We start from the raw sequence: 23410 nt of genomic DNA, 5'->3' as shown, positions 1-23410 counted from the left end.
TGTTTCCGTACGCGCGAAGCATCAAGTACCGACTATTTCCTCAGGTACTTACCTTTTGGTAAGTGAGAGCGGGGGCGACGTGAAGAAGCGGACCTACACGTGCGGGCTCGACGCCGCGATCGACGTCGTGGGCGGCAAGTGGAAGGCGCTGATCCTGTGGGAGCTGGACGGGGGTCCCCGCCGCTTCGCCGAGGTGCGCCGGGGAATCACCGGGATCAGCGAGAAGATGCTGATCCAGCAACTGCGCGAGATGGAGGCCTACGGTCTCGTGCACCGCGAGGTCTACCGGCAGGTCCCGCCCAAGGTGGAATACTCGCTTACCGACTTCGGCCGGTCCCTCAACGAGGCGCTGATGCCGCTCGGCGACTGGGGCGAGCGGAACATGGCGACCATCGAGGCCATCCCCCGGGACTGACCGGCCGGCCCGTCGGGCTGCCGGAGATCCTGGCCATCACCACCGCGACCAACCTGCGCTCGCAGGCGGTGAGAAGGCCAGTTCCGGGTCGGTGAGTGCCATGGCCGCACGGCACCCGGGCCAGCGGGCCGGCGGTGCGCCCGATGCTCAGCCGCGAGGGTCGGGGTCGGTCACCCAGCCGGCGAGCAGCACCAGCCCGGTGGGCCGGTGCACGGCGAGGAAGCCGAAGGGCCGGTCGACGTCGAGGCGTACCCGCCGCTTGCGCGCGGTGAGTCGCGGCGGCGCGGAACCCGCCCGCATGGCGACGGCGGTGACCACGGCGGCGCGGAAACCCGTCGCGCTGAAGGTCGCCGTGGCGCTCTGCCGTGCCTGCGAGACCGCCAGGAGCCGGGAGATGCCGGGAAAGTGGTCGCCGTCCCCGACCGCGGTGGACAGGCCGAACAGCGCGGCCCGCTCCAGCAGGTCGTGGTCGGCGGAGGCGGTGAAGGCCACGGTGGAGACGAGCAGTTCCGGCCGGTCGTCGACGGCGTCGACGACCTGCTCGTCGACGCCGGGGCCGGCGGCGATCGGCAGCGCGGCCGGTGCGTCGAGTGCGCCGATGGCGGCCGGGAGCACCTCCGCCGCCCCGTGCCGCGGCGCACCCAGGGCGAGCATCACGTCGACGTCCTCGGCACCCCGCACGGTCAGCAGGCTCAGCGGGCCGACGGGGGTGTCGACGGCCCGCAGCGCGTCGAGGTCGTAGCTCGTCCGGTTCAGCCCGGCGAGCCGGCGACCGTGCCACGGCCCGACGGACGGCTGACACCAGGCGTCGCGGAACGGCGCGGCCCACTCGGTACGCAGCGACAGCGCGCTGGCCAGCACCATCGCGGTCGCCGGGGTGACCCGCACCGGCATCCGGGGGACCAGGCCGTCGGTGTGGGTCGCGGCCCACCCGGCGAGGGCCCGCTGGTCGTGCGCCGGATCGCCGGTCAGCTCCCCGCGCATGGCCGCCGGCACCTCCCGCAACCACCGGTCGGCCAGCGGCAGGTCCCGCCGCGCCCAGGCGGCTAGCGCGAGCCGGGTGGTGGGGGAGCGGTCCAGGTCGAACCGGGCCGGTTCCGGCGCGACCGCGAGCAGCTCGTCGCGGACCGGACCGGTCGCGTAGCGGGCGAGCAGCGCCAGCAGCGGATAGACGCCGGCGCCGGAGACGACCGTCTGCCCGCCGTCCACCGTGGACGCCCAACGGGCGGTGAGCGCGTTGGCGGCGGTGATGCTCATCGGCGGGCGTCCTCCCGGTTGCGCGGTGGCCGTCGCCCGGGGGCGACCGCTGGCACCCTACCGCCGTCCGACGATCGGCCGACCCGGGCCGGTCGGTGCCCGGGTGCCCCCGGTGGTGTGGCAGCGTGGTCGGCGTGAACACCTCCGCGCCGCTGGATGTCGACCTGGCGCTGGTCGGCGGCGGCGGTGCCGCGTCGCTGGTCCTCGCCGCCCTGGACCGGCACGGCGTGCGGGACCTGCGGATCGCCGTCGTCGACCCGGTCCACCGGCGCGGCCAGGACCGGACCTGGGCGTTCTGGGGCAACCCCGGCAGCGACTGGGACCCGCTGCTGGCCGCGAGCTGGCGCCAGGTCGAGGTGGCGACGCCCGACGGCCGCCGCGTCCTCAACCTGGCCCCCCTGCGGTACGCCATGCTGCGCTCCGGCCCGGTCTACGCCCGGGCTGCCGAGGCCGAGCGACGGCTCGGCGTGCGACGGATCGTCGCGCCCGTCGACTCCCTGCACGACGACGGCGGGCACGTCACCGTACGCGTCGGCGGTGCCGGGCCGGCCGTCCGCGCGTCCTGGGTGCTGGACTCCCGGCCCCGGCCGCCCCGGCGACCCGGGCGCACCAACTGGCTCCAGCACTTCCGGGGCTGGTGGCTGGAGTCCGCCGTGCCGGTCTTCGACCCGGCCCGGGCCGTCCTGATGGACTTCCGCACCCCGCAGCCCGCCCGGGGCGTGTCGTTCGGGTACGTCCTGCCGGTCAGCGACCGGTACGCCCTGGTGGAGTACACGGAGTTCGGCCCCGACCTGCTCACCGACGCCGGCTACGACGCGGCGCTGACCGGCTACCGGGACCTGCTCGGCCTCGACCCGACCCGGTTGACCGTCCGCGAGGTGGAGAACGGGGTGATCCCGATGACCGACGGCCCGTTCGAGGCCCGACCCTCGCCCCGGGTGGTCCGCCTCGGCACGGCCGGCGGCGCCACCCGACCCTCCACCGGCTTCACCTTCTCCGCCATGCACCGCCAGGCCGAGCAGGTCGCCCAGGCCCTCGCGGCCGGCCGCCCGCCGGTGCCCGCTCCCGCGTACCCCCGTCGGCACCGCTGGATGGACGCGGTCGCGCTGCGGGCGCTGGACGCCGGCGGCGTCGGCGGGCCCGACTTCTTCGGCCGGCTCTTCGACCGCAATCCCGCCGAGCGGGTGCTGCGGTTCCTCGACGGCGCGACCACCCCGGCGGAGGAGGTGGCGCTGATGGGCACCACCCGGCTGCGGCCGATGGTCGCCGCCACCGCCGGCGACGCCGTGGCCCGGCTCCGCGACCGCCTCGACCCGACCGGGAGGGCGGCGACCTGGACGGTCCCGCGGCCGGTGGTCGGCGACCGGGCCGACACCGACGGCTGAGCCGCCTCAGCCGGCGCGGTGGAAGGTTGGGGAGGTCGTCCCCGCCGCGTCGCCGCCCGACGGCGGGGGAGGCGGTGCGGATTCGGTAGGTTGCCGGCATGGTGGACGAGACGGCCGGCAGGGTCGTGCAGATCTGGACCGACGGGGCGTGCAGCGGCAACCCCGGCCCCGGCGGGTGGGGCGTGGTGCTGCGCTACGGCGCGCACGAGCGGGAACTGTGCGGCGGCGAGGCGACCCCGACCACCAACAACCGGATGGAGCTGATGGCGGCCATCCAGGCCCTGGAGAGCCTGACCCGGTCGGTCACCGTCGAGCTGCACACCGACAGCACGTACGTGCGCAACGGCATCACCAGCTGGCTGGCCTCGTGGAAGCGCAACGGCTGGCGGACCGCCGCGAAGCAGCCGGTCAAGAACGCCGACCTGTGGCAGCGGTTGGAGGCCGCGTGCGCCCGGCACGAGGTCACCTGGCTGTGGGTGAAGGGGCACAACGGTCACCCGGAGAACGAGCGCGCCGACGCGCTGGCCAACCGGGGCATGACCGAGGCCCGCGCGTCGGCAGTGCCCGCCGGCCGCTGATCGGACCGGCGGGCGGGCGCTCAGGTCACTCGGTGCGGCTCGGGTCGGTGGTGCCGGAGACGGCGTCCACGTCGTAGCCGGCGCGGCTGACCTCCCGGGCCGACCGCCGGTCCTCGGCCGGCAGGTCGGCGAAGTCGTCGCCGGTGTCGTCGGTGCTGCGCAGGGACTCGCCCGGCGGACGCAGTGACGCCTGCATGGCGGTGGCGCCGTCCGGCTCGTCGGTGGCGGCCCGGTCGGTACGGTTCTGATCGGTCATGCCGCTCTCCTGCCCCCGTGGCCTGCCCGCAAACGTCCCCCGCCGCGCTCAGCGAACCGCGTCCGGGTGGCCTGCCCGCGAGCGTGCCCCGCGGCGCCTGCCCGCAAATGTGACGCGCGGCGGTGCTCAGCGAGCCGCGTCCGGGTGGCCCGGCATGCCGGACCCGCCGCTGGAACTGCCCGACGCGCCGCCCGCCATGCCCGACCCGTCGTCCTCGGTGACGATGTCGGGCTTCGTCGTCGTGTCGTCCGGCGCCGGTACGTCGGTGTCCGCCTCGACCTGCACCAGCCGGGCCTGGCCGGCCTCGTCCTCGGCGTGCGCCGGATCGACCGGCAGCTCCCCGTCGCGCGCCCGATACCCCACCGCTGCCTCCCCGCGCCGTCGCACCGCCGCGTTCCGCCGATGCCGTTGTCCGCTCCGGCTACCCGCAGCCCTCCACCCAAAACCCGCCCGCCCTGCCCCGCGCCGCGCCGCGCCGCCCCGCCCGCCCCGGCGAGGCGATCATGCATTTGTGGTGCCCGTTATGGCCGTTTTGCTGCCGGTATGCGCAGCACCACAACTGCATGATCGCGAAGAGCGGGGGGTGGGGTGGGAGCGCGGGCGGGAGGTGCCGCCGGGCCAGGGAGCCAGAGGGGCGGAGTGGGGTCGGGAGCGCGGGGAAGAGCGGGGGTGGGGAGAAGGGCATAGGGAGGGGGCAGGGAGGGGAGTGCGGGGTGGGGTCAACGGGGGCGGGGTGGGCGGGTGGCGCGGGTGGGGGAGCGGGCTGGGCGGGGCAGCGGGGTGAGCGACAGTGGTGACCAGTGCCCGGGGCGCGTCCGGGCGGGCGGCAGGGCCGTGTGCCGGTCGCCCCGGGCCGCGTCGAGCTGGGACTGGTGCAGGAACAGGGCGCCGGAGAGGTCAGCGCCGCGCAGGTCGGCCCCGCGCAGGTCGGCCCCGGTGAGGTCGGCCAGGCCGAGGTCGACGCCGCGCAGGTCGGCGCCGATCAGCAACGCCCCGCGCAGGTTCGCCCGGCGCAGGTCGGTCCGGCGCAGGTCGACGCCGAACAGGTGGGCGCCCCGCCGGTCCACGCCGGGCCGGCCGCCCCGGGCCCGGGCCGCGTCGCCGGCGCGGGACAGCAGCGGGTTGACCCGCCCCCGGTGCGCGTCCACGTCGAGGCCCAGCAGCGTGTCGGCGGGCTCCCGGGTCAGCCGCCCGGTCTCGTCGAGCGCGACGGACAACTCGTCGCGCAGCGGCTGCGGCGGGCGCGTCGCGAGTGCCTCGGTCAGGTACCAGAGCAGCTCGTGCAGGGGTCGCATCACCGCGAACGTGTCGAACATGCGCGCCGCGGTCTCCGGGGCGTCGCGCCAGTCCCGCCCCCCGAAGGTGACCTGGGCCACCCGCTGCCCGGCGCCGAAGCAGTCGAAGACGGTGCAGCCGGGGAAGCCCCGGTCGCGCAGGTCGGCGTGGATGCCGCAGCGCGAGTCGGCCCGCAGGTTGGGGCAGGGCCGTCCGGCGGGCTTGTCGATGGCGAAGTCGGCCGACGCGGAGAAGGCCGGCGCGACGCAGCAGAGCCCGAAGCACCGGGCGCAGTCGGCGCGCAGCCCGTCCGCCGGCGACGTCGCCCCGGGAGTCTCCGACACGCTGACCGTTCTCCTGCCGATCGGGGGGATCCCGCCGGCGGCCTCGCGGGCGGAGGCTCCCATTGTCCCGCCGCCGCGCCGGTCACCGGGCCCCGGGGTGCCGAGCTGTGCGCGCCCGGCCGGCGGGGCCGCGCCCGGGTGCCGAGCTGCGGGGCCGCGCCGGGGTGCCGAGCTGTGCGCTTGGCGGACGGGGCGCGTCGGGGCGTCCCGGTGCGGCGGCGCCTCACCCCCGCACCGAGCGCCAGTCGTGCGACTCCAGCGCGTTGGCCTGCGGGCCCATCATCAGCATGCCGCCGTCCACCGGCCAGGACGCGCCGGTGACGTACGCGGCGGCGGGCGAGGCGAGCAGCGCGACCACGGCGGCCACCTCCCGCGCGTCGCCGGGCCGCCCGACCGGCACCCCGGGACGCTCCTCGGTGAACGGGTCGACGTCCTCCTGGCCGGTCATCGGGGTGGCGATCTCGCCCGGGGCGACCGCATTGACGGTGATCCCGTCCGCCGCCAACTCCTGCGCCATCACCTTCGTCAGCAGGCCGAGCCCGCCCTTGGCGGCGCAGTACGCGGCCGAGCCGACCCGGGGCGCGTGCTCGTGCACGCTGGTGATGTTGACGATCCGTCCGCCCAGCCCCGCAGCCCGCATCCGCCGCGCGGCCCGCTGCCCGCACAGGAACGGCCCGTCGAGGTCGACGGAGAGCACCTCGCGCCACTGCTCCCAGCCGGTGTCGACGAAGGGCGTGGACGCCCCGGTGCCGGCGTTGTTGACGAGCACGCCGAGACCGCCGAGCCGGTCGGCCAACTCGTCGACGACCGCGTCGGCGCCCGGCAGCCGGGTCAGGTCCAGCTCGGCGACCTCGCAGCGCCGGCCGGCGGCGCGTACCTCGGCGGCGGTCCGGTCGGCGCCTGCGGCGTCGCGGTGCCAGGTGACGCCGACGTCGAAGCCGGCCTCCGCGAGGGCGACGGCGCAGGCCCGGCCGATGCCGGAGTCCGCGCCGGTGACGATGGCGATCCTCGGATAGTTCTCGTAACGCGATGGCATGCCGGCGCACTACCCGTTCCATGCGGATGCAACCATGCGTCGATGCTCGTCCATGCAGAGGATTGTCTGCGTCGATGCGCTCTGTCATTCTCCACCGTGGACGCTGCCAGCGGCGGTCGGCAATCCGGAGGGTCGCGCTGAGTGGCGCCGTCATCTGCCGGAGGGACCTCGTGAAGCGCAGACGTCGTCATCTGCTCGCAGGACTGGCGGTCGGTGCCCTGGTGGCGTCGACCGGTCTCATCGGAATCCACTTCGCCGGCGCCGAGGTGCCGACCCCCGTCGCCGCGGCCGGCGACGGGGAGATGCCAGGCGCGCTCGGCGCCCACATGGAACGGCTGCGCCAGGCCGTGCCGGGCAGCGACGGCATGTCGCCGGACGGGCCCGGCAACGCCGCGCAGCAGGAGTTCCTGGAGCGCGCGTACCCGGCCGACACGATCAGCATCGCCCAGGTCGACCGCTCCAAGTCGGCGTACGCCGCCGCCGAGCGGCGCGCCGGCGGCACCCGGGGCTGGACGAACATCGGCCCCAGCGAGGCGCTCTACCCGTTCACCGAGTTCCGCAACGCCGGCAACTACGTGCCGAACGCGTACGTCGCGGGCGGGCGGGTCACCTCCATCGACATCGCCCCGGACTGCAACGCCCTGCTCTGCCGGGCGTACGTCACGCCGGCCGGCGGCGGCGTCTGGGGCACCCTGAACGTCCTCGCCGCCGAGCCGAAGTGGTTCTACCTGGGCGGGCCGCTGGGCATCAACGCGGCCGGCTCGGTCAAGATCGACCGCAACGACAAGACGGGGCTGACCATCTACGTCGGCACCGGCGAGGCCAACACCTGCGCCTCCGGCTGCGTCGCCGGCGTCGGGCTCTACAAGTCCACAAACGGCGGCGTCACCTGGAAGGGCCCGCTGGGCAAGGACGCCCTCGCCGGCAAGGGCATCGGCGAGATCACCGTCAAGCCCGGCGACCCGAAGACGCTCTACGTCGCCACCACCACCGCCCTGCGCGGCATGTCCGGCTCCTGCTGCACCGGCGTCACCCGGCCCGTGCCCGACGCCGAGAAGTGGGGCCTCTACAAGTCCACCGACGGCGGCGCGAACTGGAAGTTCATCCACAACGGCTCGGCCGACGCCACCCAGTGCACCGGCAGCGCCGCGGAATACGCCAACACCGCCACCTGCTCGCCGCGCGGCGTGCGCTACGTCAAGCTCGACCCCCGCGACGCGAACACCGTCTACGCCTCCTCGTACGCCCGGGGGGTCTGGCGCTCGACGGACGCCGGCGCCACCTGGACGCAGATCAAGCCCTCGCTCAACCCGGCGGTCTTCCAGACCCGGGCCGCGATCGACGTGACCGCCCTGCCGAACGGCAAGACCCGCATGTACGTCTACGAGGGCAACCTCGGCAACCCGTACTCGCGGCTGTTCCGCAGCGACGACGTGGCCGGCGGCGCCCCCGCGTTCGCCGACCTGAGCAGCGCCAACCCGGCCGACCCGGGCTACGCCACCTACAACCAGTGCACCGGCCAGTGCTGGTACGACGTGTTCGTGCACACCCCGGCCGGGCACCCGGACATCGTCTACACCGGCGGCTCGTACGTCTACGGCGAGACCGTCGCCCACAAGCGGGCCGTGGTGCTCTCCACCGACGCCGGCGTCAGCGGCACCGACATGACCTTCGACGGCACCGACGAGCTGCACCCCAACGGCCTGCACCCCGACCAGCACGCCCTCGTCACCAACCCGCGCAACCCGTACCAGTTCTTCGAGGCCAACGACGGCGGCGTGATGCGCTCCAGCGGCCAGTTCGTGGACCGGTCGGCCTGGTGCGACAACCCGGACCGCAACCTGACCACCCAGGCGCAGAAGGACCGCTGCCGGCAGATGCTGTCGAAGATCCCGTCGAAGCTCGACGGCATCAACAAGGGCATGAACACGTTGCAGTTCATCAGCCTCTCGGCCAGCCCGCACGACCACCGGCTGCTCCAGGGCGGCACCCAGGACAACGGCACCTGGGAGAACAAGGGCGAGCGCCGGCGCTGGGTCAACACGATGATCGGCGACGGCGGCGCGTCCGGCTTCGACGTCGGCAGGCCGGAGTTCCGCTTCCACACCTTCTACGACGCCTCGCCCGAGGTGAACTTCGACAACGGCGACGTGGGCAGCTGGATCTCGATCTCCGACCCCGTCTTCGGGCAGCCGGGCACCCTGTTCTACGCACCCGTGGTCAGCGACCCGAAGGTCAGCGGGACGATCTTCGCCGGCACCTCGCGCACCGTCTACCGGACGAAGACGTTCGGCCTGGGCGACCGGAGCCTGGCCGAGGCCGACCGGATCTGCAACACCTGGACCGGCACCTTCGAGGCGCAGTGCGGCGACTTCGCGCCGCTGGGCACGGTCAACCTGACCGACGCCGCGTGGGGCGACCGGGCCGGCGGGGCCGTCTCGGTCGTCGAGCGCGTCGCCTCCGACTCGTCCACGGCGTACGCGGCCACCAGCACCGGCCGGGTCTTCGTGTCGCGCAACGTCGACGCCGAGCCGGCGTCGGCGGTCACCTGGACGCGCATCGACACCGCCGCCACGCCGAACCGCTTCGTCACCAGCGTCCACGTCGACCCGGCCGACCCGGCCCGGGCGTGGGTCTCCTACAGCGGCTTCAACTCGAACACCCCGGCCACGCTGGGGCACGCGTTCGAGGTGCGGGTGGCGGGGGCGGGCGCGACCTGGACCGACCGGTCGTACGACTTCGGCGACCAGCCGATCACCGACCTGGTCCGCGACGACGTCACCGGCACCCTCTACGCGGCCACCGACTTCGGCGTGCTGCGGCTGGCCAAGGGCGCCACGACCTGGGTGAAGGCGGCCCGGGGCATGCCGAACGTGGAGGTGGCCGGGCTGACCATCGTGCCGGGCAAGCGGGTGCTCTACGCCGCCTCGCACGGCCTCGGCGCCTGGCAGCTCACGCTCTGAGGCAGGCGACCATCGGCAACGACACGGTACGGGGCCGCGCGGGCGGCCCCGTACCGCTGCCCGGGGCGGCCGGACGCGCCTGGCGGACCCTCGGCGCAGCCTTCGTCCTGCTCGTCTTCGTCCCGCCGCTGCTGCTGCTGGTCTCCGGCTCGCTGACCGAGCCGGGCCTGCCGCCGCCGCCCACCCCGCAGCTCGTGCCGGAGCCGGTCTCCACCACCGGCTACCGGCAGGCCGTCGAGCTGGGCGGGCTGCTGCGCGCCTCGCTCAACTCGGTAGTGGTCGCGGTCGTCGCCGTGCCGCTGAGCGTGCTCGTCGCCTCCCTGGCGGGCTTCGCGCTGGCCCGGATCGCCCCGCGCGTCACCGGCGTCGTCGTGGCGGCCTCCCTGGTGGCCCTGATGGTGCCGGCCACGGCGCTGCTCGTGCCCCGCTTCGCGATCTTCCGGATGCTCGGCCTGACCGACACGCTGGTGCCGCTGGTCGCCCCGGCGTTGCTGGGCACCTCGCCGCTCTACGTCCTGGTCTACCACCTGGCGTTCCGGGCGCTGCCGACCGATCTCTACGACGCCTGCCTGGTGGCGGACCTGTCGCCGCTGCGCACCTGGTGGCGGGTCGCCCTGCCGCTGGTGCGCCCGGTCACGGCCGGCCTCACCGCGCTGACCTTCGTGCTCACCTGGTCGAACTTCCTCGACCCGCTGGTCTACGTCTACGACCGCGACCTGTTCACCCTGCCGCTGGCGCTGCGCTCCCTGTCGGTGCTGGACCCGACGAACTTCCCGGTGTTCCTGGCCGGCGCGGTGCTGGCCACGGTGCCGGCGCTGGCCGTCTTCGTGCTCGCCCAGCGGCGCTTCCTCCACCACGACGACCCGACGGGACGAGACTGACGATGCGACCGACGACGCGACCGAAGGCGCTGCTCGCGCTGCTGCTCACCGCTGTGCTGGCCGCCACCGGGTGCGGCTCCGGCGCCGGGTCGTCCGCCGACGGGCCGGTGCGGCTGCTGGTCTTCGGCGCTCCCGAGGAACTCGCCGCCTACCGCACCCTCGTCGAGGCGTACGAGAAGGCCCGTCCCGGCGCCGACGTGCAGCTCGTCGAGGCCAGCGACCGCAAGGACCTGCTGGCCCGGCTCGCCACCTCGGTGGCCGGCGGCGCCCCGCCGGATCTGTTCCTGATGAACTACCGCTTCTACGGCCAGTTCGCCGCCAAGGACGTCATCGAGCCGCTGGACGACCGGCTGGCCGCCTCCGAGGCCGTCGACCCGGCCGACTACTACCCGGTGGCCTGGAACGCGTTCCGCTGGAAGGGCCGGCAGCTCTGCCTGCCGCAGAACGTCTCCAGCCTGGCCGTCTACTACAACCGCACCCTGTTCGCCAAGCACGGCGTGCCCGAGCCGAGGGCCGGCTGGACCTGGAACGACCTGGTCGCCACCGCGACCGCGATGACCCGCGACTCCCGGGGCGTGGTGGTCAAGGCCACCGAGAGCGAGGGCGCGGCGCTGCGCCCGGCCGTGCACGGGCTCGGCGTCGAGCCGTCGATCATCCGTCTCGCCCCGTTCGTCTGGTCCGGCGGCGGCGAGATCGTCGACGACCTGGCGAAGCCGACCCGGCTGACCCTGGACACCCCGGCCGCCCGGGAGGCGCTGAAGAACCTCGTGGACCTGCGGCTGGCGTACGGGGTGGTGCCCACCGACGAGGAGGTGGAGGCCGAGGACGACGAGTCGCGCTTCGCCAACGGCCGGCTCGCCATGCTGATGAGTTCCCGCCGCTCCACCACCACGTTCCGCTCGATCACCGGCTTCGAGTGGGACGTCGCGCCGCTGCCCGTCTACAAGGAGCAGGTCGGGGTGCTGCACTCCGACGCGTACTGCATGACCCGGGGCGCGAAGCACAAGGACGCCGCGTGGCGGTTCCTGGAGTTCGCCATCGCCGAGGAGGGGCAGCGGATCATCGCAGCCACCGGCCGTACCGTCCCGTCGCACGTCGGGGTGTCGAAGTCCCCGGCGTTCCTCGGCCCGGCCCAGCCGCCGCGCAGCGCCAAGGTCTTCCTCGACGCGATCCCCACCGTCCGGGCGCTGCCGACCGTCTCCACCTGGCCGGAGATCGAGGACGTCACCTACGGCATCCTGGAGAACGCCATGCACCGGGGCGACCGGCTCGACGACGTGATCCGCGACCTCGACCGGCAGACCCGGCCGATCTTCGCCCGCGGGGAGCACGGGTGAGCGATCCGGGCCTCGCCCTGGCCGGCGTCTCGGCCGCGTACCGGGGGGCGACCGTGCTGCACGAGGTGGACCTGGCCGTCGCCCGGGGCGAGCTGCTGGTGGTGCTCGGCCCGTCGGGGGCCGGCAAGTCGACGGTGCTGCGGGTCGTCGCCGGCCTGGAGCCGGTCACCGCCGGCCGCGTCCGCATCGCCGGCCGGGACGTCACCGCCGAGCGTCCCGGCCGGCGCAACGTGTCGATGGTGTTCCAGTCGTACGCGCTCTTCCCGCACCTGAGCGTCGCCGAGAACATCGCCTTCGGCCTGGAGGTACGCGACACGCCCCGCGCGGCGGCCCGCGAGCGGGCCCGCGCGGCGGCCGAGACGGTCGGCTGCGCCGGGCTGCTGGACCGGCGGCCCGGACAGCTCTCCGGCGGCGAACGGCAGCGGGTGGCGCTGGCCCGGGCGCTGGTGCGCGAGCCGGACGTGTTCCTGCTCGACGAGCCGCTGTCCAACCTCGACCAGGCGCTGCGGGTGCAGATGCGCGCCGAGCTGCGGGCCCTGCACGACCGGCTGGGCGCGACGATGGTGCACGTCACCCACGACCAGACCGAGGCGCTGGTGCTCGCCGACCGGATCGCCGTGCTGCGCGACGGGCGCATCGAGCAGGTCGGCACCCCCGACGAGATCTGGCGCACCCCGGCCACCACCTTCGTGGCCCGCTTCGTCGGTTCCCCCGCGATGAACCTGCTCCCGGCGGACGGTCCGCTGCGCCCGCACGGTGACGCCCCACCCGCCCTGGACGGCCTGGAGCTCGGCTTCCGCCCCGAGGCGGTGGTCCTCGACGCCGCCGAGGGCACGGACGCCACCGTCGACCGGGTCGAGGTGGTGGGCGAGGACGCGTACGCGTATCTGGGGCTTGCCGGCGGGCACCGGATCGTCGCCCGGGTGCCCGCCGCCCGCCGCCCCGGCAGGGGCGCGCCGGTACGGGTCGGCGTGCGCTGGGCCGACGTCCACGTCTTCCACGCCGCATCGGGCCGCCGGTACGCCCCGTGACGACGACCGACCGCCGCTCGCGCCGGCAGCTGGCGCTGATGCTCACGCCGTACCTGGTGGGGCTGGTCGGGCTGGTGCTGCTGCCCGCCGCCGTCACCCTGGCGCTGGCGTTCACCGAGTACGACCTGCTGCGCCCGCCCCGCTGGGTGGGGCTGGGCAACTTCGCGGCGCTGCTGGACGACCCGGTGTTCCGGGTGTCGCTGACCAACTCGCTGGTGTTCGCGCTGGTGGCCGTACCGCTGCGGGTGCTGCTCGCCCTCGGCCTGGCGCTGCTGCTGCACCGCCGCGCGGTCGGCGTCGGCGGCGCCCGCACGGCGGCGGTGCTGCCGACCGCGGTGCCGGAGATCGCCTACGGGCTGCTCTGGCTCTGGCTGCTCAACCCCCTCTACGGCCCGATCAACCAGCTGCTGCGCACGGGCGGGGAGAACGGCCTGACCGCGCTGGGACGCACCCCGCCGCAGTGGCTCACCGACCCGACCGACGCCCGCGCGGCAATCGTCCTGATGAGCCTTTTCACCATCGGCGAGACCTTCGTGGTGCTGCTGGCCGCCCGCCGCGCGCTGCCCCGCGACGTCTACGAGATGGCGGCGCTCGAGGACGCCACCGGCTGGGACGTGTTCCGCCGGGTCACGCTGCCGCTGATGGCACCCGTGCTGGGGCTGCTGGCGGTGCGCGACGCCATCCAGAGCCTGCACTTCTCCTTCGTGCCGGCCTTCGTGGTCACCGACGGCGGCCCGCCCCCGTACGCCACCACCTACCTGTCGCTGTTCGTCTACCGCACCGGCTTCGAGTACCTGCGCTACGGCTACGCCGCCGCCGCGACCCTGGTGATGATCCTGCTGACCGTGGCGGCGGTGCTGGTGCAGTGGCGGCTGATCCGCCGCTACCGCGCGTTCTACCGTGTGTGACCTCGCGACGTTCGGCGGCTGCCCGTCCCGCCGCAGGTCGTCGATCGGCAGGGCCGCGTCCAGCCGCCGGGCTAGACCACCATGTCCCGACGCCGGTAGCCCGCCACGCCGACCGCGACGGCCGCACCAGCGAGCACGATCATGACGGCCGTGGCGGGCCAGTCCGGCGTCGCCTGGGGCACGGCCGCGAGATGGGTGTACGGCGAGAGCCAGCTCACCCAGCCCGCCGCCCCGGTGCTGTCGGCGATGACCTTGAGGAGGAACCCGCCGGCGGCCGGCACCATGCCCAGTACCGCCACCCCGTGCGGTGCCCGGCCCAGGACGAGGACCGCGGCTCCGAGGTTGAGCAGCGCCACCGGCAGGACGTTCCAGGTGCCGGCGAGCGCGGCGCGCAGCGGCAGATCCGCGCCGACCAGGATCGCGCCGAGCCACGTCCCCACTCCGGCGACGGTGACGAGCACCGCAGCGCCGACCGCGGTGGTGCCCACCTCGGCGGTGAGCAGCCGGGCGCGCGGGACCGTCCCGGCGTGGAGGAGGGTCAGGCGCCCGTCGGCCTCCGCGGCGGCGAACGCGGCGACCCGGACTGCGGTGAAGGCGCCGACCGGTACGGCGAGCAGTGCGAACAGGGTGGCGGCGTATCCACGGACGGAGCCGAGGCCGGCGAAGCCCGCCTGCGCGGCAAGGTCGGCGAAGCGGGGGTTGTCGGCGAGGAAGTCGGTCAGGGAGACCGTGAGCACGCCAATCAGCAGGAAGTACGCGCCGACGCCGGACGACCAGCCGACGAGTGGCCGCAGCATCCGCCGGACGGCGAAGGTCTCCACCGAGCCGAGCAGCCGCAGACGGGGCGGCCGGCCGGCGGCGGGGGAGAGCAGTCCGTCGCGGACGTCCCGCCGGCCGGCCAGCGCGAGCGCACCGGCGGACAGCACGACCGTGGCGAGCGCGAGCACGATCAGGGGCGACACCCGATCGTCCTGATAGGGGCGCGTCAGCGCCAGCGGCCCGTACGGCGGCAGCCAGCGCAGCCAGCCGAGCGGAGCGACGCCGTCACCGACCATGCGGGCGAGCAGCCCGAGGCCGAGAAACGCCAGCGTGGCCCCGCTCGCGGCGGCCCGCGTGGGGAAGACCTGTGCGGCGAGGGCCGCTGCCGCGACGGCCACCGTGGCGACCAGCGCCAGACCGGCGGCGTGCAGGGCCGCTCCGCGGGCCGGGGTGCCGACCGCGACGAGCGCCACGGCGAGCGTGACCCCGGTCAGGGTCGTCGCGGCCGCCAGCACCGCGAGGTGCCGGCCGAGCACCGTAGCCGGTCCCAGCCGGCCGGCGAGCAGGAGGTCCCACCGGCCCGCCGCCTCCTCGCCGCGCGTGACGCGGGTGGTCGCGAGCAGGCCCCACACCGACAGCACGACGGCGAGGATGGTGCCGGTCCGCCAGACGGTGAAACCGCCTGCGGTGTCGAGGGCGACCGGCTCGCCGAACAGGGTCCGGATCGCGGGATTGCGGGCCAGGGCGGCGAGCGCGTCCGCGTCGAGATTGTCCCCGACGGTCGTGGCGTAGGTCGCGGCGACCAGCGTCGACATGCCGACCGTCACGGCGAGCACGACCAGTGCGCCGCGGCGTACCTGGCGTACGGCCAGGCGGGTGACGGCCTGCCCAGCGGCGGTGCGGCCGGCCACTCTCAGGGCGGCGGCGGTCATCGGGCGGTCTCGCCGTAGTAGTCGAGGAAGATCTCCTCGAGGCTCGGCTCCCGGACGGTGAGGGCGGTGACGTCGGCGGCGGCGAGGGCGCGTAGCGCGGGCGCAGGCGGCCCGGTCAGGGAGAAGCTGAGCGTCCCGCCGTCCTGCGCGACGATGTCGACTCCCGCCGCGCCGGACAGGTCGGGTACGGGGCCGGTGAAGCGGGCCGTCACCTCGGTGCGGTGCAGGCGGCGCAGGTCGCCGACGGTAGCGACGTCGACGAGGCGGCCGGCGCGCAGGATCGCCACCCGGTCGCAGACCGCTTCCACCTCCGCCAGTTGGTGGGAGCAGAGGAACGTGGTCTGGCCGCGGTCCCGGGCGACCGAGACGGCACGGCGGAACTCCCGCTCCATCAACGGGTCCAGCCCGCTGGTCGGCTCGTCGAGGACCAGCAGCGGCGCGCGGGTGGCGAACGCGGCGACGAGCGCGATCTTCTGCCGGTTGCCGGTCGAGTAGGTGCGGGCCGGTTTGGACAGGTCGAGGGCGAACTTCTCCACGAGGTCGTCGCGGTAGGCGCGGTCGATGCCGGGTCCGGTGGCGGCGAGCAGTTCGAGGGTCTCCGCGCCGGTGAGCTGCGGCCACAGCGCCACGTCGGCCGGCACGTAGGCCAGCAGGCGATGTGCGGCGACGTCGCCGGCGTCGGCGTCGAAGACCCAGGCCCGCCCGGCGGTGGGCCGCGCCAGGCCCAGCAGCAGCCGGATGGTGGTGGACTTCCCGGCGCCGTTCGGGCCGAGGAACCCGAACACCTCGCCGGCCGGCACGGTCAGCTCCAGCCCGTCGAGGGCGAGCACCTTTCCGTAGCGCTTGGTCAGGTCTTGCGTGCGAACGGCGGGTGTGGCCATGGAATGCCTCCGGTCGACGACGTGTCACGACTGCCGACCAGGCTTCCCGGCGCACCGCGTTCACCGTACTGCGCCGCGTCACGCGTGGGAAGTGGCGCGGTTCATCCGGCCGCCGGCGAAGCGTTCCACGTGGTCGACGTCGGCTCCGATGGCCACGACCGCGCGGTGGGAGCCGGCGATCCCTAGCCGCCGTAGCAACGGCGGGTCCAGCGCCAGCGCCGGCAGCGTCAGCGGGCCGGTACGCCCGGCGAACATCAGCAGGCTCAGCAGCAGGGATGGCCGGCCGGGAGGCGCGGGTACATCCGGTGCCTCGGCGTGCGGGCCGCCGGTATGATCGCCGAGATCTGTGGAGCGCCGGGAAGTCTGGTCGGCACCGTGATGTTCCGTACCCTCGGAAGGCCAACCCGTGCTGCTGCTGTCCTTCGCCGCCGTCCTGCTGGCTGCCGTGCTCGTGTCGGCGCTGGCCCACCGCACCATCCTCTCCACGGCGGCGCTGTTCCTGGTCGCCGGCTTCCTGTTGGGCGAGGACACCGGGGGCGTGCTGCACCTGCGGGCCGACTCGCCGATCGTGGCCCAGTTGGCGGAGCTGGCGTTGTTCGCGGTGCTGTTCACCGACGGGATGCGGGTGGGCTGGGCCGACCTGCGCTCGGCGTGGCGGTTGCCCGGTCGGGCGTTGGGCTGGGGTCTGCCGCTGACCCTGCTGGTGACGGCGGTGCTGGCGCACTACGTGGCCGGTCTGGACTGGCCGGAGGCGCTGCTGGTCGGGGCCATCCTCGCCCCGACCGATCCGGTCTTCGCCGCCGCACTGGTCGGCAACGACAAGGTTCCGGCGCGGCTGCGGCACCTGCTCAACGTGGAGTCCGGCGTCAACGACGGCCTGGCCCTGCCGTTCGTGGTGGTCCTCCTGGCGGTTGCGGCCGGCTCGGACGATCTGCACCTGGGGGAGTTGGGCACCGAACTGGCGGTCGGTCTGCTCATCGGGGTGTTGGTGCCGCTGTTGGCGATCGGGTTGGAGCGGACCCGCTGGTTCGCCGCGTCGACGGCGTACGCCCCGTTGAACGGGATGGCGATCGGCCTGCTGGTGCTGGCGCTGGGTAAGGCCACCCACGGCAACCTGTTCCTGGCCGCGTTCGCCGCCGGGATCACCGTGGCCACCTTCGGGCCGCGGCAGCGCGCGGCGTTCGAACACTTCGGGGAGAACGTGGCGGAGCTGCTGAAGCTGGCCGCACTGCTGGTGTTCGGGGCGCTGATCTCGGTGGAGTTCCTCGGGGAGATCTCCTGGACCGGCTGGGTCTTCGCCGTGCTGGCGATCGTGGTGGCTCGGCCGGTCGCGTTGTGGATCTCTTTCCTGCGCTCGGGACTGGGCCTGCGGGAGCAGGCCGCCGCCATGTGGTTCGGACCGAAGGGCTTCGCCTCCGTGGTCTACGGGCTGCTGGTGCTCGAGTCCGGCATCGCGGCCGGCGACGAGGTGTTCCACCTGGTCGCCCTGACGATCGTCATCTCGATCCTGGCGCACTCCTCGACCGATGTCGTGATCGCCCGGGCCTTCGACGACGCCCGCGAGGCGCCGGCCTGGCACGGGGTGCTGCACCGGATGCGCCGGGCCCGGCGATCGGTGGCTCCGCCTTCACGTCGGGCCGACCGCCCGGCAGCCAGCCGGTCCACGTCCACGGAACGGCCGGCGACCGAGGACGGGTCGGGAGCAGATCCGGCGCGGACCGGACAGGAGTAGTGACCGTGCCTGCCGCGCCGCCACCCGGTTCGCCGCCTGCGGCGACACTGGTCCGACCCAGACCGTGGCCGTCGATCGGGTGGGCCGGCCTGACCTGATAATCCCGGGCGCCGGCCTGTGGGCCGTGGCATGATCGCGCACTGCGCCGGCCGGGTGGCGGCGCGCGAGGAGGACGGCATGGAATTCGACGTACGCCGCATCGGCCCGGAGTCGACCGCCGAGGCGGCCGACGTGCTCGCCGACGCCTTCGACGGGTACCCCTGGATGGCCTGGACGGTGGCCGCCGACCGGCACCGGGAGCGGCTGGCGGCGATGTTCGCCGGCACCGTCGCCGCCGTCGGGCTGCCCTACGGTGACGTCTGGGCGGCGGTGGACGCCGACGGCCGGCCGTCGGCGGTGGCGGTCTGGCTGCCCCCGGACCGGCCGGTGCCGGACGAGGTCTGGGCCGGTGTCGCGGCGCGCAACGCCGAGCTGGCCGGCGACCGGCAGTCGGCGCTGCACGCCGCCGACGCGGCCTGCGCCTCCCTGCGGTCGGTCGAGCCGGCGTTCCTGCTCGCCACCGTCGGCGTACGCCGGGCCGGCCAGGGCCGGGGGCTGGGCGCCCGGGTGCTGCGGCCGGGCCTGGCCGAGGCCGACCGGGCCGGCCTGCCCGCCGTGTTGGAGACCTCGTCGGAGCCGAACGTGCGCTTCTACCGGCGGCTGGGCTTCGTCGTCACCGGCCAGGCGCGGGTGCCCGACGGCGGGCCCGACGTCTGGGCGATGCGGCGGCCGGCGGCCGGCAAGCGGGTGTAAGGGCCGTCCGCCCGGGTAGCCGCCGGGAATGGAGCTGGTCGAGGAGTCGCCGTACCGCTTCCGGATCGACCGGCACGACCCGATGCGGGTGCCGGGGGTGGTGTTCGCGTCCCGGTCCCTGCTGCCCGACGCGGGGGAGGACAGGTCGCTGGAGCAGGTCGCGAACGTCGCCACGCTGCCCGGCATCGTCGACGCCTCGTACGCCATGCCCGACGTGCACTGGGGCTACGGGTTCCCGATCGGCGGGGTGGCCGCCACCGACGTCGCGAACGGCGGCGTGGTCTCGCCCGGCGGGGTGGGCTTCGACATCTCCTGCGGCGTCCGGCTGCTCGCCGCCGACCTCGACCGCGACGGGCTGCGGCCCCGCCTCGACGCGCTGATGGACGGCCTGGGCGAGGCCACCCCGCGCGGCATGGGCAGGGGCGCGGTGTGGCACCTGTCGGATCGCGCGGAACTCGACGCGGTGCTGCGCGGCGGCTCCCGGTACGCCGTCGAGCGCGGCTTCGGCGTCGAGCGGGACCTGCACCGCTGCGAGGACGCCGGGGCCGTCGGCGACGCCGATCCGGCGCGGGTCAGCGAGCGGGCGATCGAGCGCGGCGCGCGCCAGGTCGGCAGCCTCGGCTCCGGCAACCACTTCCTGGAGGTGCAGGCCGTCGAGGAGGTGTACGACGACACCGCCGCCACCGCCTTCGGGCTGCGCCCCGGCCAGGTCTGCGTGATGATCCACTGCGGCTCCCGGGGGCTGGGCCACCAGATCTGCACCGACTACGTGCGGAAGATGGAGCAGGTGATGGCCCGCCACGGCATCGAGGTGCCGGACCGCCAGCTTGCCTGCGCCCCGGTCTCCTCCGCCGAGGGCCGCGCCTACCTGGGCGCGATGGCCGCCGCCGCCAACTACGCCCGGGCGAACCGGCAACTGCTCACCGACGCCGCCCGGAAGGTCTTCGCCCGGGTCACCGGCAGCCGGCTCGACCTGGTCTACGACATCTCGCACAACCTCGCCAAGATCGAGACGCACGGCGTCGACGGCGAGCGCCGCGCGCTGTGCGTGCACCGTAAGGGGGCCACCCGCGCGCTGCCGCCCGGCCACGACGACCTGCCCGAGGACCTGCGGGACGTGGGGCAGCCGGTACTGATCCCCGGCTCCATGGGCACCGGCTCGTACGTGCTCACCGGCGTGCCGGGGGCGCCGGCCTTCGCGTCCACCTGCCACGGGGCCGGCCGGGTGCAGAGCCGCAAGCAGGCCGTGCGGTCGGAGCGCGGGCTGGACCCGCGTGCCCAGTTGGAGGCGCGGGACATCGCGGTTCGCGGGGCGTCCCGGCGCGGCCTGGCCGAGGAGATGCCGGCGGCGTACAAGGACGTCTCGGCGGTGGTGGCCGCCGCCGAGGGCGCCGGACTGTGCCGCAAGGTGGCCCGGCTGGTCCCGCTCGGCGTGGTCAAGGGCTGAGCGGGCGGCGCGGGGCGCGGGGGCTCACACGTCCAGCGTCACCGCGCAGCACCAGCCCTCGCCGTCGGGGCCGAAGCGCAGCCCGTGCAGGGAGACGGCCTTCGGCACCGCGCCGACCAGCTCGACGGCGTCGGTGTCCGCCGTGCGCCAGCGCACCACCAGGCCGCCGGCGCCGTCGTCGGCCACGTCGGTGCGCAGCGGCAGTTCACCCGTCGTCTCCATCCGGAAGATCACCTCGTCGAGTACGCCCACCAGCAGGTCCGCGTCGTCGTCACCGGCCGGCGCGCGGAACTCCCGCTGCGGGCCCGGGGGCGTCCCGGCGGGGTCGACGAACGTCCCGACCAGCGCGGCGACCGCCTCGGCGACGCACTCCTCCCGGCTCGGCGCCCACGCCTCGATGCGGACGTCGGCGGTGTGCGGCAGGCGGCGGTGCCCCCGCCCGGGTGGTCGCGGCATGCCCCGATCCTCCGCCACGCCGTGCGACGGCGGGCTCGGTTCCGGTCCGCCGGCACGCCGCGCGACGGCGGGTTCAGTTCAGGCCGAGCCGGGCGATGGGCTCGACGAGTTCGCGTTCCTCGTAGGCGAGGTGGGACAGCAGGGTGTCGCTGAGCAGGTCCACCGCCGCGCGCAGCTCGGCCATCCCGTCGGCGACGGAGACGAACGCGACGAGCGCCCGGTCGACGCGTTCCAGCACGTCGTGGATGGCGTGGTGCTCCTGCTCCAGCCGGTCCAGCACCGGGGCGAGGCGGTCGTCGCCCCGGCGCAGGTGCGGGAAGATCCCCCGGTCCTCCAGCGTGTGGTGGGTGGTGACGACCCGGCAGTACGACTCGCAGTACGTGCCCAGCGTCCACTTGTTCTGCCGGATCGTCATGGTGTTGATGTGCGAGCGGGCCGTGCCCGCGTCGACCAGCCCGGCCCCCACCTGCTCCACGAGGTCGTACAGCCGGGTCAGCTCGGCGCGCAGCCCGTCGTGCACGTCGATGAGGTGCTGCGCGCCGGCCTGGTCGTGCGGCGTGTAGGTGCGTGCCGGGTCGGGCGCGGGGCCGGTGGGGCGCGTGGCCTCGTCCCAGACCCGGATCGCGCTGCGGCGCACGCCGTCGTCGGGCGTCGGGACGACGACGAAGGACCCCGCGACGGCGGGCGGGCGGGGAGCGGGCGACGGCTGCGCCCCGGCGCCCCCGGGTGTCGCCCGCGCCCCGACGGCTCCGGGCGTCGCCGGGGTCACGGCGGCAGCGGCGCCGGCCGCGCGCTCGCCGGCCACGAGTTCGCGTACGGCGGGGGCGACCTCGGCGGCGAAGCGCCGCAGGTCCTCCGGGTCGTCGCTGCCCAGGATGAAGGTGCTGATCCCGTCGCTGAGCGCGAGGTCGGCCAGTTCCTCGGCCCACTGCTCGGCGGGGCCGTCCAGCGGTCCCCGGCCGACGGTGGCGAAGCGGCCGGTGACGTTGAGCAGGCGGCGCACGTCGGCCGGATCGCGGCCGGCCTCCCGCGCGGCGTCGTCGATGATCGTGTTGCCCCTGCCCAGGTCGCCGGGTTGCAGGTAGCCCAGCGACGGCAGCCACCCGTCGGCCCGGCTCCCGGTCAACGCCAGCATCCGCGGCTTGTACGCGCCGAGCCAGATGCCCACGTCGTGGGCGGGCGCGGGGCCCCGCTTCGCGCCCACCACCCGGTGGAACTCGCCGTCGACCCGGACGCCGCCGCGCGCCTCGACGTCCCAGACCTGGCGGATGACGTCGATCGCCTCGGTCAGGGCCCGCACGCCCTGCCCGGGGGAGAGCCGGCGTCCGCCCATCGCCTCGATGGCCTCCCAGAACGCGCCGGCGCCCAGGCCGAGCTCCACCCGGCCACCGCTGAGCAGGTCGAGACTCGCCACGCTGCGGGCCAGGACGGCCGGCGGGCGCAGCGGCAGGTTCGTCACGTTGGCCGCCAGCCGCACCGTGCCGGTCCGGGCCGCCACGAAGCTCATCAGCGTCCACGTGTCGAGGAACGCGGGCTGGTACGGGTGGTCCTGGAAGGTGACCAGGTCGAACCCGACCTGCTCGGCCAGCACGGCGAGGCCCACCACCCGCCCGGGTTCGGCGTTGCCGGGCGTCAGGAACGCCCCGAAGGCCAGCGGGTGGCCGTAGTCGCCCATTTCGGTACTCCCTTCCGCCCCGCAGCCTCTCACGCGGCTCGGGGCGGTCTCCGGGCCGTCCGGCGAAACCGGCGGAAAGGCGGGCCGGCGCCACCTCCGGCACGGCCCGTGCCGCCCGCCGCCGGGCACACGGGGCGCTGCCACCGGCGTACGGTCGCCGGATGCGGATCACGAAGTTCACCCACTCCTGTGTCCGGCTGGAGCACGACGGCGGCGTGCTGGTCATCGACCCCGGCACCTGGAGCGAGCCGCGGGCCCTGGCCGGCGCGGACGCCGTGCTGGTCACCCACGAGCACACCGACCACGTCGACGTGCTCCGGTTGGCGGGTCTCGGCGTGCCGGTCTTCGCCCCGCAGGGCGCCGTCCTGCCCGACCTGGCGCCGCTGCCGGTGACCAGGGTCGGCGCCGGCGAGCGGTTCACCGCCGCCGGCCTCACCGTGACCGCGCTCGGCGGTCGGCACGCCACCATCCACGGCGGCCAGCCCGACTGCCCCAACCTGGGCTACCTCGTCGGCGACGCGGTCTACCACCCGGGCGACTCCCTGCACCGGCCGGAGCGGCCGGTCGAGACGCTGCTGGTCCCGGCGCAGGCATCCTGGCTGAAGCTCACCGAGGCGATCGACTTCGCCACCGCCGTCGGGGCCGAGCGGGTGTTCCCGATCCACGACGCCCAGCTCAACGAGCGCGGCCTGACCAGCGTGAACGGCTGGTTCGCCGAGACCGTGCCCGGCTACCGTCACCTGGCGCCGGGGGAGTCCGCCTGACCCGCGACCCCGCCCGGCGCGATCTCCACCGGCACCGGCCGTGTCGTCCACGGACGAACTGCTATACGGTCGCTGGGTGAGGGTCGAAGAACACTGGTGGAACGGTGACACGTCGCAACGCGGGCGTCGGGACGTGTACATCCGCACCGATGGGCAGCGTTGGGACGTGCAGGTACGAATCGGCGGCGAGTCCGGCCGCTCCCGGGTGCAGGAATGCCCCGGCCGGACGTCCGCGGTCATCCTCGCCGGTGCATGGCGTGGCAATCACCCCGCCTGGCGCGAGGTGTCCGACTGACGGCGATCGCC

The 23410-nt window shown here is 74.8% G+C and carries 23 protein-coding genes; 13 read left to right on the top strand and 10 right to left on the bottom strand.

Annotated features, from left to right (window positions below):
* Positions 1 to 79 precede the first annotated feature (79 nt).
* On the top strand, positions 80 to 415 hold the full coding sequence (locus AC0OO9_RS30595; protein WP_132239631.1) for a winged helix-turn-helix transcriptional regulator: 336 nt from the start codon (positions 80 to 82) through the stop codon (positions 413 to 415).
* A 147-nt stretch (positions 416 to 562) separates the two neighbouring features.
* On the opposite strand, the gene AC0OO9_RS30590 is transcribed toward AC0OO9_RS30595, so the two are convergent.
* Positions 563 to 1672, bottom strand: coding sequence for a serpin family protein (locus tag AC0OO9_RS30590; RefSeq protein ID WP_484514262.1), 1110 nt, complete (start codon positions 1670 to 1672; stop codon positions 563 to 565).
* Between the two features lie 134 nt (positions 1673 to 1806).
* On the opposite strand from AC0OO9_RS30590, the gene AC0OO9_RS30585 reads away from it, so the two are divergent.
* Both AC0OO9_RS30585 and rnhA read left to right on the top strand, forming a co-directional pair.
* Positions 1807 to 3057, top strand: coding sequence for a lycopene cyclase family protein (locus AC0OO9_RS30585; RefSeq protein ID WP_484514260.1), 1251 nt, complete (start codon positions 1807 to 1809; stop codon positions 3055 to 3057).
* A 98-nt stretch (positions 3058 to 3155) separates the two neighbouring features.
* The gene (rnhA, locus tag AC0OO9_RS30580; RefSeq protein WP_132239639.1) at positions 3156 to 3635 is read left to right on the top strand and encodes a ribonuclease HI; all 480 of its coding nucleotides are present in this window, start codon (positions 3156 to 3158) and stop codon (positions 3633 to 3635) included.
* Positions 3636 to 3660: 25 nt separating this feature from the next.
* Here the strand turns inward: rnhA and AC0OO9_RS30575 are convergent, their stop codons facing one another.
* The 4 genes from AC0OO9_RS30575 to AC0OO9_RS30560 form a co-directional block, all read right to left on the bottom strand.
* Positions 3661 to 3891 (bottom strand): hypothetical protein, encoded by a 231-nt coding sequence (locus AC0OO9_RS30575; RefSeq protein ID WP_121398427.1) that lies wholly within the window; start codon positions 3889 to 3891, stop codon positions 3661 to 3663.
* A 126-nt stretch (positions 3892 to 4017) separates the two neighbouring features.
* Positions 4018 to 4254, bottom strand: a complete 237-nt coding sequence (locus AC0OO9_RS30570; protein WP_151457037.1) for a preprotein translocase YidC — start codon at positions 4252 to 4254, stop codon at positions 4018 to 4020.
* A gap of 356 nt (positions 4255 to 4610) precedes the next feature.
* Complete coding sequence (locus AC0OO9_RS30565; protein ID WP_484514257.1) at positions 4611 to 5510, bottom strand: pentapeptide repeat-containing protein; 900 nt, start codon at positions 5508 to 5510, stop codon at positions 4611 to 4613.
* A 223-nt stretch (positions 5511 to 5733) separates the two neighbouring features.
* A complete protein-coding gene (locus AC0OO9_RS30560) occupies positions 5734 to 6546 on the bottom strand; it encodes an SDR family oxidoreductase (protein WP_484514255.1) in 813 nt (270 codons plus the stop codon).
* Positions 6547 to 6716: 170 nt separating this feature from the next.
* Here AC0OO9_RS30560 and AC0OO9_RS30555 point away from each other — a divergent pair, with 170 nt between their 5' ends.
* Genes AC0OO9_RS30555 through AC0OO9_RS30535 form a run of 5 tightly spaced genes read left to right on the top strand, consistent with a single transcriptional unit; the run spans position 6717 to position 13666 of the window.
* Positions 6717 to 9509 carry an exo-alpha-sialidase gene (locus AC0OO9_RS30555; protein WP_484514254.1) on the top strand — a complete coding sequence of 931 codons (2793 nt, stop codon included), beginning with the start codon at positions 6717 to 6719 and terminating at the stop codon, positions 9507 to 9509.
* A 56-nt stretch (positions 9510 to 9565) separates the two neighbouring features.
* Positions 9566 to 10390, top strand: a complete 825-nt coding sequence (locus tag AC0OO9_RS30550; RefSeq protein WP_484518094.1) for a carbohydrate ABC transporter permease — start codon at positions 9566 to 9568, stop codon at positions 10388 to 10390.
* A gap of 2 nt (positions 10391 to 10392) precedes the next feature.
* Entirely contained in the window at positions 10393 to 11727 is a 1335-nt protein-coding gene (locus AC0OO9_RS30545; protein ID WP_484514252.1) for an ABC transporter substrate-binding protein, read from the top strand.
* The gene (locus AC0OO9_RS30540) at positions 11724 to 12758 is read left to right on the top strand and encodes an ABC transporter ATP-binding protein (protein WP_484514250.1); all 1035 of its coding nucleotides are present in this window, start codon (positions 11724 to 11726) and stop codon (positions 12756 to 12758) included. Before AC0OO9_RS30545 ends, AC0OO9_RS30540 begins: the two co-directional genes overlap by 4 nt.
* Before the next feature lie 38 nt (positions 12759 to 12796).
* Positions 12797 to 13666, top strand: coding sequence for a carbohydrate ABC transporter permease (locus AC0OO9_RS30535; RefSeq protein ID WP_484518093.1), 870 nt, complete (start codon positions 12797 to 12799; stop codon positions 13664 to 13666).
* 71 nt (positions 13667 to 13737) lie between these two features.
* On the opposite strand, the gene AC0OO9_RS30530 is transcribed toward AC0OO9_RS30535, so the two are convergent.
* The 3 genes from AC0OO9_RS30530 to AC0OO9_RS30520 form a co-directional block, all read right to left on the bottom strand.
* Positions 13738 to 15357, bottom strand: coding sequence for a hypothetical protein (locus AC0OO9_RS30530; protein WP_484514248.1), 1620 nt, complete (start codon positions 15355 to 15357; stop codon positions 13738 to 13740).
* The gene (locus AC0OO9_RS30525; RefSeq protein ID WP_484514246.1) at positions 15354 to 16238 is read right to left on the bottom strand and encodes an ABC transporter ATP-binding protein; all 885 of its coding nucleotides are present in this window, start codon (positions 16236 to 16238) and stop codon (positions 15354 to 15356) included. Before AC0OO9_RS30525 ends, AC0OO9_RS30530 begins: the two co-directional genes overlap by 4 nt.
* A gap of 78 nt (positions 16239 to 16316) precedes the next feature.
* Positions 16317 to 16493 carry a hypothetical protein gene (locus AC0OO9_RS30520; protein WP_484514244.1) on the bottom strand — a complete coding sequence of 59 codons (177 nt, stop codon included), beginning with the start codon at positions 16491 to 16493 and terminating at the stop codon, positions 16317 to 16319.
* 151 nt (positions 16494 to 16644) lie between these two features.
* On the opposite strand from AC0OO9_RS30520, the gene AC0OO9_RS30515 reads away from it, so the two are divergent.
* The 3 genes from AC0OO9_RS30515 to AC0OO9_RS30505 all read left to right on the top strand — a co-directional run bounded on the left by AC0OO9_RS30515 (position 16645) and on the right by AC0OO9_RS30505 (position 20209).
* Positions 16645 to 17970 (top strand): cation:proton antiporter, encoded by a 1326-nt coding sequence (locus AC0OO9_RS30515; RefSeq protein WP_484514242.1) that lies wholly within the window; start codon positions 16645 to 16647, stop codon positions 17968 to 17970.
* A gap of 177 nt (positions 17971 to 18147) precedes the next feature.
* Positions 18148 to 18762 carry a GNAT family N-acetyltransferase gene (locus tag AC0OO9_RS30510; RefSeq protein ID WP_484514240.1) on the top strand — a complete coding sequence of 205 codons (615 nt, stop codon included), beginning with the start codon at positions 18148 to 18150 and terminating at the stop codon, positions 18760 to 18762.
* 28 nt (positions 18763 to 18790) lie between these two features.
* Positions 18791 to 20209, top strand: a complete 1419-nt coding sequence (locus tag AC0OO9_RS30505; protein ID WP_484514238.1) for an RtcB family protein — start codon at positions 18791 to 18793, stop codon at positions 20207 to 20209.
* A 24-nt stretch (positions 20210 to 20233) separates the two neighbouring features.
* Here the strand turns inward: AC0OO9_RS30505 and AC0OO9_RS30500 are convergent, their stop codons facing one another.
* Positions 20234 to 20665: an archease gene (locus AC0OO9_RS30500; protein WP_484514237.1), complete on the bottom strand. Its 432-nt coding sequence runs from the start codon at positions 20663 to 20665 to the stop codon at positions 20234 to 20236.
* Between the two features lie 73 nt (positions 20666 to 20738).
* Positions 20739 to 22340, bottom strand: a complete 1602-nt coding sequence (locus tag AC0OO9_RS30495) for an LLM class flavin-dependent oxidoreductase (RefSeq protein ID WP_484514235.1) — start codon at positions 22338 to 22340, stop codon at positions 20739 to 20741.
* Positions 22341 to 22501: 161 nt separating this feature from the next.
* On the opposite strand from AC0OO9_RS30495, the gene AC0OO9_RS30490 reads away from it, so the two are divergent.
* Together AC0OO9_RS30490 and AC0OO9_RS30485 are read left to right on the top strand one after the other, a co-directional pair.
* Positions 22502 to 23104 carry an MBL fold metallo-hydrolase gene (locus AC0OO9_RS30490; protein WP_484514233.1) on the top strand — a complete coding sequence of 201 codons (603 nt, stop codon included), beginning with the start codon at positions 22502 to 22504 and terminating at the stop codon, positions 23102 to 23104.
* 76 nt (positions 23105 to 23180) lie between these two features.
* A complete protein-coding gene (locus AC0OO9_RS30485) occupies positions 23181 to 23399 on the top strand; it encodes a hypothetical protein (protein WP_089000245.1) in 219 nt (72 codons plus the stop codon).
* The last annotated feature ends 11 nt before the right edge of the window (positions 23400 to 23410 follow it).

It is taken from the genome of Micromonospora sp. USAFONa4, from assembly GCF_057197825.1.
This window is presented reverse-complemented; position numbering and strand designations above follow the sequence as displayed.

Excerpts from the sequence above, each read along its gene's own strand:
- AC0OO9_RS30490 (WP_484514233.1), top strand. The coding sequence starts at position 22,502 with ATGCGGATCACGAAGTTCACCCACTCCTGTGTCCGGCTGGAGCACGAC.
- AC0OO9_RS30530 (WP_484514248.1), bottom strand. The coding sequence starts at position 15,357 with ATGACCGCCGCCGCCCTGAGAGTGGCCGGCCGCACCGCCGCTGGGCAG.
- AC0OO9_RS30500 (WP_484514237.1), bottom strand. The coding sequence starts at position 20,665 with ATGCCGCGACCACCCGGGCGGGGGCACCGCCGCCTGCCGCACACCGCC.
- AC0OO9_RS30525 (WP_484514246.1), bottom strand. The coding sequence starts at position 16,238 with ATGGCCACACCCGCCGTTCGCACGCAAGACCTGACCAAGCGCTACGGA.
- AC0OO9_RS30560 (WP_484514255.1), bottom strand. The coding sequence starts at position 6,546 with ATGCCATCGCGTTACGAGAACTATCCGAGGATCGCCATCGTCACCGGC.
- AC0OO9_RS30575 (WP_121398427.1), bottom strand. The coding sequence starts at position 3,891 with ATGACCGATCAGAACCGTACCGACCGGGCCGCCACCGACGAGCCGGAC.
- AC0OO9_RS30505 (WP_484514238.1), top strand. The coding sequence starts at position 18,791 with ATGGAGCTGGTCGAGGAGTCGCCGTACCGCTTCCGGATCGACCGGCAC.
- AC0OO9_RS30535 (WP_484518093.1), top strand. The coding sequence starts at position 12,797 with ATGCTCACGCCGTACCTGGTGGGGCTGGTCGGGCTGGTGCTGCTGCCC.
- AC0OO9_RS30495 (WP_484514235.1), bottom strand. The coding sequence starts at position 22,340 with ATGGGCGACTACGGCCACCCGCTGGCCTTCGGGGCGTTCCTGACGCCC.
- AC0OO9_RS30545 (WP_484514252.1), top strand. The coding sequence starts at position 10,393 with ATGCGACCGACGACGCGACCGAAGGCGCTGCTCGCGCTGCTGCTCACC.
- AC0OO9_RS30520 (WP_484514244.1), bottom strand. The coding sequence starts at position 16,493 with ATGTTCGCCGGGCGTACCGGCCCGCTGACGCTGCCGGCGCTGGCGCTG.
- AC0OO9_RS30590 (WP_484514262.1), bottom strand. The coding sequence starts at position 1,672 with ATGAGCATCACCGCCGCCAACGCGCTCACCGCCCGTTGGGCGTCCACG.
- AC0OO9_RS30510 (WP_484514240.1), top strand. The coding sequence starts at position 18,148 with ATGGAATTCGACGTACGCCGCATCGGCCCGGAGTCGACCGCCGAGGCG.
- rnhA (WP_132239639.1), top strand. The coding sequence starts at position 3,156 with ATGGTGGACGAGACGGCCGGCAGGGTCGTGCAGATCTGGACCGACGGG.